Genomic DNA, 12,318 nt, shown 5'->3' on the forward strand with positions numbered 1-12,318 from the left:
CCACGATCACCCCTCTGGCGAAGCGCCGGATGGTGGGGTTGGTGCTCTTGGCCAGGGCGTCGTGGGCCATCAGCAGCGCCCCGCCGTGGTGATCGAGCATCCCCTCCAGGAACCACACCACCCGGTTGTCCTTGGTGGGGAGCTCACCCATCATCCGCATGCCATCGATCTGGGCCTGGCTCATCCGGGTGAGGCCGGAGAGGCTGTTGGGATCACCGCCGCTCGCCAGCGCCACCGGGTAAACGGGCGCCTGGGGGTACCAGGCCTTGCGCCAGAGGCCCATCGCCCGGATCTCGCCCGCCTGATCGCGCCAGATCGTCTTGCCGAGGGCTCCCACACCGGGGGATCCGATCCCGAAGACGAATTCGCTCATCCGCAGCGCCCCGGTGTGGTGCTGCACCATCCCATCGATGAAACGCAGGTCGTAGGTGGCGCCGGCTGGACCGACGTCATGGGCGTGGCCGGCGTGGGCCGGGGCGGCCATCCCCGGCATGTCGTGGTGGCCGTCGTGATTCATGCCACCGGGCTGCTGGGCCAGGGCGGGGGCCACCAGGGCAAGGCTGCTGAACAGCCCGATCAAGGTGGTGGAGAAACGGGGCGGGCGCATGGTGGCTGGATGGGATCTGCTCACCGTATGGTCTCCACTCGGCAGGAGAGTCAAGGGTCGGCTCCCACCTCACCCTCTCTGAACCAGGATCACCAACCCCATCGCCACCATGACCCCATTCTCCAGCACGCTCACCAGACCGAGTGGGGTGCGGTTGTTGCCGCCCACGCAGGCGCAGTCGAGGTCGAGCTTGTCGATGTAAACGGCCTTGATCACCGAGAGGCCGCCTTCGGCGCCCATGGCGATCGCCAGCAGGGCAATCGGCGTGGCCTCAAGGCCGGCGAGCAGCGCTAGACCAACCAGCAGCTCCAGATAGGGAAACAGGCGGCCATAGCTGCTCAGCCGCTGGCTCAGCAGGTTGTACTGGCGAAAGGAGCTCACGAAAGCGGGCGGATCGATCAGCTTCAACAAGGCCAGCAGCACCAGTGCTGCCCCCATGAAACCCTCCACGCCGCTGCCAAGGGCCAGCGCGATCAGGGCCGCCACGGCGAAGACCGTGATCACCGGACGGTAACTGCGGCCCGCGGTGGGGCGGGGGCTGACCCCGAGACGCCGGGCCAGCTCGGCGTAACCACCGATGCGCTCATCGCCCGCGAACACCTGGGGGGTGGTGCTGACGCCGTGGGCCGTCTTGAAGCGCTCCACCTCCCCCTGGCTGAGCAGAAGATGGTCTTCGAAGGGAATGCCCTGCTGTCGCAGCAAGGCCGCCGCCTGCTGGCCATAGGGACAGACATGCTGGGCAGTGGCGATGCGATGCAGCCGCACCGGGAGGGGGAGTGGGAGGGGGGCTGGTGCGGCCATGGCCTCGACGGCGCTGCCATTCACCGTAAGGTCTCCATCTAGGTGGAGAGTCAAGGGAGGGCAACCCTTCGGCACTCTCCCTGGAGCCCGAATCAGGGGATGTCTGCGTAGAGGCGCATCAGCTGCGTTGATGGCATCTCCAGGCCCCAGCAGGGGTTGAACGGATGCACCCGCCTGCTGGGTCGGCCCTCTTGCACCAGCGGATCCACTGCTTGAGCCACAACCAGACGAAACGGACCATCAACCGATCGTTCCGGCCGCAGGCAAGGAGAAATCACCAGGAAGCGGTGCTGAACAGAACTTGCAACACTGCAAATCCCGCCAGACAGGTGGCAGCAAGCAAAGGAATGGTGTGGAGCACGATCGGAACATCCTGGCTCTTCGTTGACTGATCATGCAGGGACATCCCAGCCGCTGACAGGCTCGGTGCTGAGAACGACAGACACACTCGGAAATGAAGTTGTGTTGCTGACAGCTTCAGGACACGAAGCGCCGGTAAAGCCAGCGCACGAAACCACCCACCACCGGCACCGGCTCAAAGGTGGGGCCAACGAAATCGAAATAGTCGCGATGCTCCACGATCCTGCCGTCGGCGCCGAGGCGCAGGCGGGTGGTGCCCGGATAGATGAACTCGATCCCCTTGATCTTCAGTCCCATCGTCCACTCCACGAAGGCCGTTTCGCCGCTGAGCGCCACGGCGCCGGGCACCAGAAACACATCATCACAGCGGCGCATCAGCCCCTCCTGGGCCTCGATGTAGGCCTCGATGCCCTGCTTCTCCTGGGTCGGGTCCTGAAAATGGACATTGGCGTCGTAGACGGCCCGCCACTGCTCAGCGCTGGGCCCCGGAATGCCATAGGGCTTGGTGAACAGAGCCTTGAGCGTTGCCTCGGTGAGCGGCGGCGAGAGGGCTGCGGTCATGGCGGCTCGGTGCAGCGGCGGCGGTGGGAATCAGCCAAGGCTGACAGCTCTGGAGGCGAGCTGCGTGGCGATCGGGTCGATCTGCTCTGCCGGAAGCGTTCCTGATCAGGCCGCACCGGCGAGCACCGGGAAGCAGCCCTTCAGGCCCACCACCAGCATCTGCACGCCGATGGCGCTGAGCAGCAGACCCATCAAGCGACTGATCACCTTTTCCTGCAGTTCCCCCAGGGCCCGGCGCAGGGGCATCGAAACCCGCAGGAGGGCGTAGATCCCCAACGCCAGCAGGCCGATCACGCCGCTGAGGGCCAGGCGTCCCTGCCAGGAAGCGGGAGAGTCCGCCACCACCAGGGAGATGGCCCCCGGCCCGGCCAGCAGCGGCAAGCCGATCGGCACCACGCCAAGGCTGCCTGCATCGGACTCGACATCGGGGTGGTTCACCTCCATTCCCTCGATCAGCCGCAGGCCGATCGGCAGCAGGATCAGGCCGCCAGCGACGCGGAAGGCATCGAGGGTGATGCCGAACAGATCGAGCAGGGCCTGACCCCACCAGCAGGCCGCCAGCAGGGTGAACAGAAAGGTGAGCACCGCCAGGCGGCTGATCTGCCGGAGCCGGCCGGCATCACCGCGTGCCGCCCTGGCCACCACCGGCAGAACGCCGATCGGCGAACTGATCGCCAGCAGACCGACGGCGGTGTTGATCAGGGACATGGAACAGGGAGCCAACCGGCCGAAGGGTGCAGGTCCCGCCTGGCAGGAGGGCGGATCCGGATCAGCCGATTCCCAGAATGCCTCGGGTGAAGGCCTCGCCACCCCGGGCGGATTCGGTGATCAGCAGGGCCATGAATCCGAGCATGGCCAGGCGGCCGTTGAGCTTCTCGGCACGCTCGTGGAAGCCCCAGCCGCGATCAGCACTCACCACTTCCATGCGAGGTTCCGCTGCGAAGGCATTGAGGCGACCCCCTTCCTCGGTTGTGACGGAGGCGCCACGGATCGAGGCGCGATCAACCGCACTGGGGGTCTTGGAGGTGTCCGGTTCCATGGCGGTTTGATACGAGTCAAAATAACTTTAGCAGCAAGAACTGGATGGAAATTAACGTTAACTAGTCGTTGCAAATCAGCTGGAATGATTGCTTCCCTGGTTGCCACAGTCAGAAGCAGGTGAGAGCCCACCAGCAACCATCCACCGGGCAGCCCAGCGCTGCTGTTGTTGTGCTGTGTTCGCAGGCCGGCCAGCGGCAACGGGGCGGCCTTCAGCCAGCAGGCCCGAGGAACTCCTGGCTGGAACGTTCGGAGATCACCCCCTGAGGTCCTGCCACGCTGCCAATGCCCGCGCATTAGCATTTTATGAAGTGGTTGGGCATAGTGACAATGACTCATCATCCATGCTCATCCCAGCCTGGAGGTATCGCGGTAACGGGCAGATCCACCCGATCGTGATCCGGCAGATTGATCGGCCAAGGAAGATCCACTTTGACTGACTGGATAGATCATTCATGGCGCAGGTGGCTTTCGATACGATTGAGCATGATCATGAACTCTGATCACCGCGTCACGCTTCAACATCTCAGCTTGTGCCGGTGACCTTCAACCACAATCCATCAGAACAGATCCTGGATGCTCCCTTGCGGCTGTCCCGTCGCTTGCTTGGGGCCGTCGGCACGAAGTTTTCCCTTGAGCATGCCGAGCGAATCCCAGCCGATCAGAGGATCCTGGTTGTCAGCAACCACCGCAGTGTGCTGGATGCTCCCTTGTTGATGGCAGCCATGAATCGCTCGGTGCGATTCGCCTGCCATTACTACATGAGTCGTGTTCCGGTGATGCGGGATGTGGTGTCGGCGATGGGTGCCTTTCCGCTCGACGCCCCTCGCCAGCGACAGAAGCATTTTTTCGAGAATTCAATCAGCTTCCTGCAGGCACGGCAGCTGGTCGGCGTGTTTCCGGAGGGGGCGCAGCCGATGGTGCAGGTCAAGCCGGCCAATCAACTCAGCCCCTTCCATCGAGGTTTTGCCCACCTGGCCCTGCGTGCACCCGTTTCTGACTTATCGATTCTGCCGGTTGCCATCCTGTCAACGGAAGAAAATCAACATCAGCTGGCCCCGCTCAAACTGTTTCGTCTGTTTGATCCGTCCGAGCCTCTGTTCAATTGCGGGGGTTGGCATTCAGCCATTGTCTATCGCCGCGTCCACCTTTTCTTTGGCCATCCGATCCGAATTGATGAGGATTTAAGGCAACAGTATCGCGGCCGCAGCGGCAGCAGGCTGGCCAGGGAGATCAGCCAATCCTGCTGGGATCAGATTGCCGGAATGCTGCGCCATGGCTGCACCTAACTCCTCCCTGCCTCCGATGCCAGTCAACACCAGGCCGCTGAAGCTATTGGCTTCTAACTCCAGCAGACCAAACCAGCCATTGTTTGTCTTTCTGCCAGGAATGGATGGCACAGGCGAGTTGCTGGCACCCCAGCTCAGCGGATTGAGGGCCAGTTTCGATATTCGTTGCCTGTCGATTCCCACCGACGACCTGACCGGCTGGGATGAATTGGTGGAACAGATCGCCGCGTTGATCAGCAAGGAGCAGCACCGTTCGCCTTCGCGTCCGATCGTGCTCTGTGGTGAATCGTTTGGTGGCTGTCTGGCCCTGAAACTGGCTGTTCGCCATCCGCCTCTGTTCGATCGTCTGATCCTGGTGAACCCGGCCTCTGCGGCCAGCCGCCAACCCTGGCTTGGTTGGGGAGCTTCGCTGACGCAGCGCTTACCCGATCCGCTCTACCGCCTGTCCACCTTTGGACTGCTGCCGCTGCTGATCGCGTCCCACCGTGTTCCGGTTCTGAGCCAGCAGGCTCTGCTGGCCGCCATGCAATCGGTGAGTCCACCGAGTGCTGCCTGGAGATTGTCACTGCTCAGCCAGTTCGAGATCAATCAATCGGCACTGGCGCGGATTGAGAAACCTGTTCTCGTTCTGGCATCAGGGGCAGATCGGCTGCTCCCTTCAGTGGCAGAGGCGAAACGGCTGGATCGGTATCTGCCCCAGTCCCAGACCGTGTTCCTGCCGGAAAGTGGTCACGCCTGCCTGCTGGAGCAGGAGATCAGCTTGAGCAGCATCCTTCAATCCACCAACTTCTGCGCTGACAGGAGCGAACTCATGGTGGCTTAGTCCGCTGATTGATGCTCCAGTCGAAGGGAAGAAAGACCAGCCGCAGCTCAGTCTCACAACCACTGGCTCCTTTCAGATCAAGCAGAATGTACGCAGCGTTCGAGGGTGAAGCCGCCAGAAAGTCGGCTTCGGAAACAGGCCGCACCTTGCCTGGATTGTTCACGAAGCTACGCAGCAGGCCATCCCAGGTGGTGAGATCCACCATCAGTTCGCTTCCTCCCTCACCAGCAAGGCCGCTTCCACCGTGAGCCCCGGGCCGAAGCCCAGGGCCAGGCACGGGCCCCGGCCGGCCGTGCTGTGCAACCGATCCAGGATGAACAGAATCGTTGCCGACGACATGTTGCCGAACTGGCGCAAGACCGCGGTGGAGAGAGCGATCTGAGCCGGTTGCAAGCCGGTGCTCTCCAGCACCGCCGCCAGGATGCGGGGCCCACCGGGATGGACGGCCCAGGTTTCCACCTCCGGCAGGGTCAGGCCCTGGCCTGCCAGCCAGGGCTCCAGCCAGGGGCAGAGCTGAGCGGAGATGCGCGTGGGGACCTGGGCTGAGAGCACCATCGAGAAGCCATGGTCCTCGATGATCCAGGCCATCAGGTCTTCGGTGCCGGGCAGCACTGTGGAAGCCGAGGCGATCAGCTGCCACCCCTTGCCCCGGCTGGACCCCGCAGCCACCACAGCACCCGCACCGTCGGCGAACAGGGCATTGGCCACGATGTGGTCGGGGTTCCAGCCCTCCTGCAGGTGCAGGCTGCACAGCTCCACTGCACAGAGCAGGACGCAGGCGCTTGGGTCGGCCTCCACGAAGGCCCGTGCCACCCGCAGGCCGTTGAGTGCCCCGTGGCAGCCCATGAAGCCCACGTGGGTGCGGGCCACATCGGCGGGCAAGGGCAGACCGGCGATCAGGGCCAGATCGAAGCCAGGGGCGCCGAAACCCGTGCACGACACGGTGATCAGATGGGTGATTGCGCCCGCCTCGAGGCCGGCATCGGCCAGGGCCAGGCGGGAAGCGCGCAGGGCGAGATCCAGCGCCGCCGGCTGATAGCGCCGCATCCGCTCGGCCGTGGAGGGGTTGGTGGAAGCAGCGAGGGGAAGGCAGTGGCGGTGCGTCACCCCGGAGCGCTGGTAGATCCGCTGCAGCAGGCGCTGCTGGCGGGGGCTGGCGCCCCCCAGCTGCGGTGCCAGAGCCAGGGCTTCTGCCTGGCTGAGGCAGCGCTCCGGCACCGCGGTGCCGAAACCAAGCAGGGACAGGGGCATGGTCGATCAGTCCGTCGAGCAGGGCAGGGCGGGCCGTTGCAGAAACTCAATCATGGAGCTGGTGATCAAGGGCGCGTGCGCTGCCAGCCGGTGCAGTCCCCAGCTGATCCCGGGGTGGCGCAACACCAGTGCCAGAGCGCGGCAGAACCCCTGCCGCCGCCTCACCCAGCGCTGGTGGCGGCGCCGCCACTCCATTTCGATTGCACCATCCCAGCGCTCCAGGCCGCGCAGCACCAGGGGCAGGGCAGCCAGAGAGGAGCTCAGAGCCCAGCCCATGCCTTCGCCGGTGAAGGGCTCCACGTAGCCGGCGGCATCGCCCAGCAGCAGCCGGCGGTGGCCAGCCAGTGGGCGTGTGCGGCGGCTCAGTGCCGCGGTGAGCTGCCAGGACGCCGCTTCCAGGCCTGGCAGAGAAGCGAGGAGTGGCGCGAAGCCCGCTTCCGCCAGGATCTTGCGGCAGGCAGCTGCCGCACCGCCGCTGGAGCGCAGCAAGGCCCGATCGAAAGCACAGGCCAGATTGATCTCCCCGTCTTCCACCCGCACCAGACCGACATACCCTCCCCGGCCCACAGCCATCTGCAGAACCCCGGGCAGGAGCCCGGCAGCGTCCCCAGGCAACACACAACCGGCCCCCACCCGGCTGTGGGGTTCGATGCTGGTGCTGATTTCCGGCTCGCTCTCCAAGCAGCGGTGGCTGAGGCCGGCCTCGATTAGCACCACGCTGGCGGTCACACGCAGCTGGTCGGTGCCTGTTTGCAGCACCACCTCCCGGTCCGGGTCCGCACCTGTGGCGGCAGCGCCCAGGACAGCCCGGGTGCCCGTCAGCACCTCGGCGCCTGCGGCAACAGCCGCTTCCAGCAGCGCCTGATCGAGGCGGGCCCGGGAGAGGACCAGGCCAGCCTCCATAGCGATCGGGCTCACCAGGCCAGCCACCCCGAGCTGCAGCACCCGCAGGGCAAGGCCACCCTGCTGTGCCACCAGCTCCGCGAGCCCGGCGGCCTCAAGGGCTGCCAGGGCCTGGGGGCTGAGGCAGGCCCCGCAGACTTTCCAGCGGGGGAAGCGGCGCTGCTCCACCAGCAGCACCCGCACTCCGCGCCTGGCGAGGCCATGGGCCGCCAGGGCGCCGGCCGGTCCAGCCCCAACTACCACCACATCCCAGCAGGGCGCGATCTGCAACGGCAGCGGATCAGGCGCCGGGGGCATCGCGGCTCCAGGAGAGCAGGAAGCGCTCGGGCCAGAAGCGGGTGATCTGCGCCCCCACCAGGCCGGCGGTGGCGGCCAGCTGGGCCACTTCATCGAGCTGAAAGGCGCCCGCCACCGAGAGCGGACCATCGGTGTGCACAATCGGGGAGCGGCTCAGCAAGCGGGTGCCGATCCAGGTGAGCGCCAGATCCAGGTGGCTGCGGATCAGGTCATGCACCAACAGCTGATCGAGGGTGGCGGCTGCCATGGAGCGCAGCAGGGCTTCGGCGTCGGGCTCCCTGAGGTGATGCAGAAACAGCGATGTGGTGATCAGGTGATAGCCGCCGGGGAGGGGGGCGCCGATCGCATCGGCCTGGAAGTGATGGACCTCCAGCCCCTCTGCCCGGGCCGCTGCACCGGCAAGGGCGACGGCTTCAGCGCTGATGTCGCAGCCATGCACCTCCAGATCGATCCCCTCCCGCCGGGCCAGGCGGCTGATGGCCCGCACCGTGTCGCCCCCACCGCAGGCCACATCCAGGAGGCGCAGGCGCCGCTGTGGTGCCTGGCGGGCGAGGCGACGGATGGAGGGGAAGACGCAGGCGGCACTGCGGGTGAACGCATTGATGCGGGCCAGACCCTGCAGGGCCGCCTGATGGGCCCGGGGATCAAGGCCGGGCTGATCCATCAGCTCAGGCCTCAGCTGCCGCTGGCCCAGCTGACTCCACAACTGGGGCAACGGCACCGCCAGGGCGGCCTGGAGATCAGAGGGGGTCGGCTGCAGTTGTCTCCCCTGTGGGTCCACCGTGGGTGCAGGTGGCCCTGAATCCTAGGAACGCTGCCGCTGCGGCCACGGCAGGGGTGTGGAATCGTGAAGCCGCTCCTGCGCCGTGGAAGTGAGGCCCACAATGAAACCGAGGGGCGTCACGATCCTTTGGTTTCAGGCCCATGAAGGCAGCACTGAGCGAGCGAGAAGACGAGCGGCTGGAAGCCCTGCGGGAGTACCACATCCTCGACACACCTCCCGAGCAGGCCTTCGATGATCTGACGGCCCTGGCGGCCTATGTCTGTGATGTGCCCATCGCCCTGGTGAGCCTGGTTGACACCGACCGGCAGTGGTTCAAAGCGAAGCTCGGCATCGAGGCCCTGGAAACCAGCCGGGACATCTCCTTCTGCGCCCACGCCATCCTCGAAGAGGAGATCCTGGTGGTCCAGGACACCCACCTCGATGCGCGCTTCGTCGCCAATCCGCTGGTGACCTCGGAGCCCAACATCCGCTTCTATGCGGGCGTTCCGCTGCTGTCACCGGAAGCCCTGCCGCTGGGCACCCTCTGCGTGATCGACCATGAGCCGAGGGAGCTCAATGCCGCCCAGTTGCTGGCCCTGGAAGGGCTCGCCCGCCAGGTTGTGACCCAGCTGGAGCTGAGGCGGGTGTCCGCCCGGCTGGCTGTGGCCCTGGAGACGATCAACCTGATCGAAGGGCTGATCCCGATCTGTTCCTATTGCAAAGCGATCCGCAACGACGCCGGCTACTGGTCGAGCGTGGAAGCCTTCATCCAGCAGCACGCCGATGTGGCCTTCACCCATGGGGTGTGCGAGGCCTGCATCGAAAAGCACTTCCCCGAGGTGGCCGAGGTGTTCCGCCAGCAGGACGCCAACTCCTGATCGCCAGCCTGGAGCGTTGACCGGCCCCAGCCCGGAGGCTCTGTGATCCCCGCCCGTCTGGCATCCAGCAGGAGGGAGCGGGCGGGTGAGCTGCAGCGGCAGACTGTGCTGGCGAACTGCGATGGGCTCCCGGCCCGGTTGAGTTGAAGCCAGGGCCCCCGCTCGATCCCGCTGCCCCCTCCCTGGCGGTGATCGGTGCCGGGGTTGCCGGTTGTGCGCTGACGGCCAGGCTGCGATGGCTGGGCTGGCGGGGTCCGATCAGCCTCTGGGAATCGGGCCGGGGAGCGGGGGGCCGTGCCAGCACCCGCCGCTCCCGCCACGACCCCCTGCTGCGGCTCGATCACGGTGCGCCGCTGCTCTCGATCGACCGCAGCCCCCCACCAGCCCTGCTGGCTCCCTTGCTGGCGGGGGGCTGGCTCGAGCCCTGGTCGGGTGAACTGGCCCAGCTGGATCGGGAGGGCCGCTTGATCGCCGGTGCCACCGATCCGCTCACCCGGGGTGCTCTCTATCGAGGCAAGGGCGGCATGGATCAGCTCTGCCGGGGGCTGCTGGAGCTCGGCGGCGCTGAGATCGAGCTGAACGTGAACTGCCTGGTGCGCCATCTGGCCCGCACCACCCACGGCGGCTGGGAGCTGCAGGATCAGCGGCAGCAGCGGCTGGGTGGCGCCGACTGGCTGGTACTGAGCGGCACCCTGCTGGTGCACCCCCGCTGCCAGGCGCTGCTTGGCTGGTCCGAACCCCCGCTGCAGGCGCTGCTTAGCAGCCTGACGGATCCCCAGCTGGAGAGGGCCGCAGCGGCCATCGCGGCGGTCGGTGCCAGTCCGCGTCACGCCCTGCTGTTGCTGATCCCGTCTGCAGCGGCTGAGCAGTGGCGGCTGCTGCCCTTTCGGCTGCTCAGCTTCGAGGAGGCTGCCCAGAAGCGCTGGGGGCTATCGCGTCTCTCGATTCAACCCCTGGCTGATGGGCGTTGCGCCGTGGTGGCGCACTCCACAGCTGAACTGGCCCCGCTGCCTGGGCTGATCCCAGCTGCTGAGGGGCAACAGGCGCTGATCGAAAAGCTCAGATCAGCCCTTGCGGCAGTGCTGAAGCCCTGGATCACCATTCTCGACCTGGAGAGTGCCGAGCCCCAACTGATGCGCTGGGGGGCGGCTTTCCCTGAAGGACCCGGCCTGGCCAGCGATCTGATGCTCTGCCCACAGAGCAGGGTGGGCTTCTGTGGTGATTTCTGCAGCGGTGCCGGTTTTGCGCGTATTGAGGGTGCCCTGCGCAGCGGCGAGCTGCTGGCTGAACAGTTGCTGGCGGCCCTGCGGCCGGGGGCGCCAGCTTGATCAGCGCCAGCTCGCGGAAGGTGCTGGTTCAGATCGCCCGGGTCCATGCCAAGCAGCCCTGAACCGGTGGCTGGAGCGGCGGTGATCTGCTCAGGATCTCTTGAGCGCTGGACGAACGGGGCGGTGCACCCCATAGCCACGGCACAGGCACGGATTCAGCCTGGGTCCTCGAAGCAAGCAAGCCGAACGATCGCTCTGCTTACAGGGGGTTGAGGGATCGTTGGTTGGCCATCACCCAGCGGGTGAAGGTTTCACGATTCAGTTGACTACTGGCGATGGCCAGCACAACCGCCTCGGCAGCATCCACGCTGGCGGAAAGCTCAAAGCCATTGAGCACCAAGGTGGTCTCCATGGCGGCATGGCCGACGCGCTTGTTCCCGTCCACGAAGGGGTGGTTCTGGATCAGCGAAAAGCCCAGAGCTGCTGCTTCGCGATCAACCCTGGGTAGAGATCAACACCGGCAAGGCGTTGGCGAGGCTGGGCCAGAGAGGCCTCCAGCAAGCCCAGATCGCGTAGGCCGGTCATGCCACCACTCTGGTGAATCAGGCGACGGTGCAGTTCCAGCACCTCTGCCAAGTGCAGCCAACGCATCAAGCCAGGCGTTGATAGAGCACCTGGTTCTTCTCAAGAACCCGTTGCGCGGCAGCATCGAAATCGGCGGACTGATGAGCCAGCAGATCCCGTACGGCTGCAGCGGCCAACTCCGCCTCTGGTACCTGGAGCCGTGCGGCAGCCTCGCTGAGCGCCTGGGCTTGGTGGTCGCTGAGTTCGATCGCGATCGCCATGGAAGCTTCCACTCGCTTTCCAACGATGGCACCTTCCTCGGCTGATGGTGCCCCGTGAACGACCAGAAGGGCCATTGGGGACTGACTCCCCTGGGGATGGGTCGCGCGGGCTTCCTCATGGTCGCCCCACGGGCAAGGGCTGACGCAAGCGGCTCGGCGACAGGCGCCGTCGCCGCCCTTGCCTGCGCGGGGCACCACTCGGGCGTCCCGCGCTCTGCCATTCATGGCCGCGTCCAAGTCCCGCTCCCGCAAAAGCATCGCTGGCCCCACGGCTGAGGAAAAGATCGTTGCCTCCTTGATCGAGCTGCTGGAGGCCGGATCAGCCCCCTGGCGGCGGCCCTGGGATGGCACCGGCGGCGGCCACCACGTCAACTTGATCTCGGGTCATCGCTACCGCGGCGCCAATCCGATCCTGCTCACGCTCGGCATGCACATGCGGGGCTCTGCCCTGCCGTTCTGGTGCGGCTTTGCCGAGGCCAAAAGGCTCGGCATGTTCCCCCGCAAGGGCAGCAAGGCGGTTCACATCCTGCGGCCCCAGCTCCACAGCTGCGAGGAGCAAGGCGAGGGCGGTGAAGTCACCCTGCACAGCTGGGCCACCTACCGGCCGGTGGCGGTCTTCAATGCCGCCGATCTC

17 protein-coding genes are annotated in these 12,318 nt (G+C 65.9%); 5 read left to right on the forward strand and 12 right to left on the reverse strand.

Annotated features, from left to right (window positions below):
• From KQ307_RS00005 to KQ307_RS00025, 5 genes are all read right to left on the reverse strand, one after another.
• Positions 1-607: DUF305 domain-containing protein (locus KQ307_RS00005; protein ID WP_259726525.1), on the reverse strand; the 607-nt coding region annotated here is incomplete at its 3' end.
• A 69-nt stretch (positions 608-676) separates the two neighbouring features.
• Complete coding sequence (locus tag KQ307_RS00010) at positions 677-1,432, reverse strand: glutaredoxin (RefSeq protein WP_259726526.1); 756 nt, start codon at positions 1,430-1,432, stop codon at positions 677-679.
• 453 nt (positions 1,433-1,885) lie between these two features.
• A complete protein-coding gene (locus KQ307_RS00015) occupies positions 1,886-2,329 on the reverse strand; it encodes a nuclear transport factor 2 family protein (protein WP_259726527.1) in 444 nt (147 codons plus the stop codon).
• 105 nt (positions 2,330-2,434) lie between these two features.
• On the reverse strand, positions 2,435-3,037 hold the full coding sequence (locus KQ307_RS00020; protein ID WP_259726528.1) for a MarC family protein: 603 nt from the start codon (positions 3,035-3,037) through the stop codon (positions 2,435-2,437).
• A 61-nt stretch (positions 3,038-3,098) separates the two neighbouring features.
• Positions 3,099-3,368, reverse strand: coding sequence for a high light inducible protein (locus tag KQ307_RS00025; protein ID WP_259726529.1), 270 nt, complete (start codon positions 3,366-3,368; stop codon positions 3,099-3,101).
• A 538-nt stretch (positions 3,369-3,906) separates the two neighbouring features.
• Between KQ307_RS00025 and KQ307_RS00030 the strand changes: the two genes are divergently transcribed.
• Both KQ307_RS00030 and KQ307_RS00035 read left to right on the forward strand, forming a co-directional pair.
• Positions 3,907-4,656 carry a lysophospholipid acyltransferase family protein gene (locus tag KQ307_RS00030; protein ID WP_259726530.1) on the forward strand — a complete coding sequence of 250 codons (750 nt, stop codon included), beginning with the start codon at positions 3,907-3,909 and terminating at the stop codon, positions 4,654-4,656.
• 16 nt (positions 4,657-4,672) lie between these two features.
• Entirely contained in the window at positions 4,673-5,479 is an 807-nt protein-coding gene (locus tag KQ307_RS00035; protein WP_399253902.1) for an alpha/beta fold hydrolase, read from the forward strand.
• On the opposite strand, the gene KQ307_RS00040 is transcribed toward KQ307_RS00035, so the two are convergent.
• From KQ307_RS00040 to KQ307_RS00055, 4 genes are read right to left on the reverse strand one after another with little or no spacing between them, the layout of a single operon-like run.
• Positions 5,466-5,684: a hypothetical protein gene (locus KQ307_RS00040; RefSeq protein ID WP_259726532.1), complete on the reverse strand. Its 219-nt coding sequence runs from the start codon at positions 5,682-5,684 to the stop codon at positions 5,466-5,468. The genes KQ307_RS00035 and KQ307_RS00040 overlap by 14 nt on opposite strands.
• Positions 5,684-6,730 (reverse strand): type III polyketide synthase, encoded by a 1,047-nt coding sequence (locus KQ307_RS00045; protein WP_259726533.1) that lies wholly within the window; start codon positions 6,728-6,730, stop codon positions 5,684-5,686. The genes KQ307_RS00040 and KQ307_RS00045 overlap by 1 nt, the downstream gene beginning before the upstream one ends.
• 6 nt (positions 6,731-6,736) lie before the next feature.
• Positions 6,737-7,930: an NAD(P)/FAD-dependent oxidoreductase gene (locus KQ307_RS00050; RefSeq protein ID WP_259726534.1), complete on the reverse strand. Its 1,194-nt coding sequence runs from the start codon at positions 7,928-7,930 to the stop codon at positions 6,737-6,739.
• Positions 7,914-8,711, reverse strand: coding sequence for a methyltransferase domain-containing protein (locus tag KQ307_RS00055; RefSeq protein ID WP_259726535.1), 798 nt, complete (start codon positions 8,709-8,711; stop codon positions 7,914-7,916). Before KQ307_RS00055 ends, KQ307_RS00050 begins: the two co-directional genes overlap by 17 nt.
• Positions 8,712-8,854: 143 nt before the next feature.
• Between KQ307_RS00055 and KQ307_RS00060 the strand changes: the two genes are divergently transcribed.
• Both KQ307_RS00060 and KQ307_RS00065 read left to right on the forward strand, forming a co-directional pair.
• Positions 8,855-9,571 carry a GAF domain-containing protein gene (locus KQ307_RS00060; protein ID WP_259726536.1) on the forward strand — a complete coding sequence of 239 codons (717 nt, stop codon included), beginning with the start codon at positions 8,855-8,857 and terminating at the stop codon, positions 9,569-9,571.
• 143 nt (positions 9,572-9,714) lie between these two features.
• Positions 9,715-10,899, forward strand: a complete 1,185-nt coding sequence (locus KQ307_RS00065) for an NAD(P)-binding protein (RefSeq protein WP_259726537.1) — start codon at positions 9,715-9,717, stop codon at positions 10,897-10,899.
• A gap of 199 nt (positions 10,900-11,098) precedes the next feature.
• Here KQ307_RS00065 and KQ307_RS00070 read toward each other — a convergent pair whose 3' ends face one another.
• Genes KQ307_RS00070 through KQ307_RS00080 form a run of 3 tightly spaced genes read right to left on the reverse strand, consistent with a single transcriptional unit; the run spans position 11,099 to position 11,684 of the window.
• Positions 11,099-11,317 carry a Fic family protein gene (locus KQ307_RS00070; protein ID WP_311133835.1) on the reverse strand — a complete coding sequence of 73 codons (219 nt, stop codon included), beginning with the start codon at positions 11,315-11,317 and terminating at the stop codon, positions 11,099-11,101.
• Complete coding sequence (locus tag KQ307_RS00075) at positions 11,302-11,490, reverse strand: hypothetical protein (protein WP_259726538.1); 189 nt, start codon at positions 11,488-11,490, stop codon at positions 11,302-11,304. The genes KQ307_RS00070 and KQ307_RS00075 overlap by 16 nt, the downstream gene beginning before the upstream one ends.
• Entirely contained in the window at positions 11,490-11,684 is a 195-nt protein-coding gene (locus KQ307_RS00080; protein WP_259726539.1) for a DNA-binding protein, read from the reverse strand. Before KQ307_RS00080 ends, KQ307_RS00075 begins: the two co-directional genes overlap by 1 nt.
• Positions 11,685-11,907: 223 nt before the next feature.
• On the opposite strand from KQ307_RS00080, the gene KQ307_RS00085 reads away from it, so the two are divergent.
• Positions 11,908-12,318 (forward strand): ArdC family protein (locus KQ307_RS00085; protein WP_259726540.1); only part of this gene is annotated, 411 nt, incomplete at its 3' end.

It is taken from the genome of Synechococcus sp. CS-1326 (assembly GCF_025128115.1).
Classification (GTDB): domain Bacteria; phylum Cyanobacteriota; class Cyanobacteriia; order PCC-6307; family Cyanobiaceae; genus Regnicoccus.

Bases quoted from the DNA above. Each gene is read 5' to 3' on its own strand.
- KQ307_RS00020 (WP_259726528.1), bottom strand. From the start codon at position 3,037: ATGTCCCTGATCAACACCGCCGTCGGTCTGCTGGCGATCAGTTCGCCG.
- KQ307_RS00050 (WP_259726534.1), bottom strand. From the start codon at position 7,930: ATGCCCCCGGCGCCTGATCCGCTGCCGTTGCAGATCGCGCCCTGCTGG.
- KQ307_RS00060 (WP_259726536.1), top strand. From the start codon at position 8,855: ATGAAGGCAGCACTGAGCGAGCGAGAAGACGAGCGGCTGGAAGCCCTG.
- KQ307_RS00080 (WP_259726539.1), bottom strand. From the start codon at position 11,684: ATGGCGATCGCGATCGAACTCAGCGACCACCAAGCCCAGGCGCTCAGC.
- KQ307_RS00035 (WP_399253902.1), top strand. From the start codon at position 4,673: ATGCCAGTCAACACCAGGCCGCTGAAGCTATTGGCTTCTAACTCCAGC.
- KQ307_RS00040 (WP_259726532.1), bottom strand. From the start codon at position 5,684: ATGGTGGATCTCACCACCTGGGATGGCCTGCTGCGTAGCTTCGTGAAC.
- KQ307_RS00075 (WP_259726538.1), bottom strand. From the start codon at position 11,490: ATGCGTTGGCTGCACTTGGCAGAGGTGCTGGAACTGCACCGTCGCCTG.
- KQ307_RS00045 (WP_259726533.1), bottom strand. From the start codon at position 6,730: ATGCCCCTGTCCCTGCTTGGTTTCGGCACCGCGGTGCCGGAGCGCTGC.
- KQ307_RS00015 (WP_259726527.1), bottom strand. From the start codon at position 2,329: ATGACCGCAGCCCTCTCGCCGCCGCTCACCGAGGCAACGCTCAAGGCT.
- KQ307_RS00025 (WP_259726529.1), bottom strand. From the start codon at position 3,368: ATGGAACCGGACACCTCCAAGACCCCCAGTGCGGTTGATCGCGCCTCG.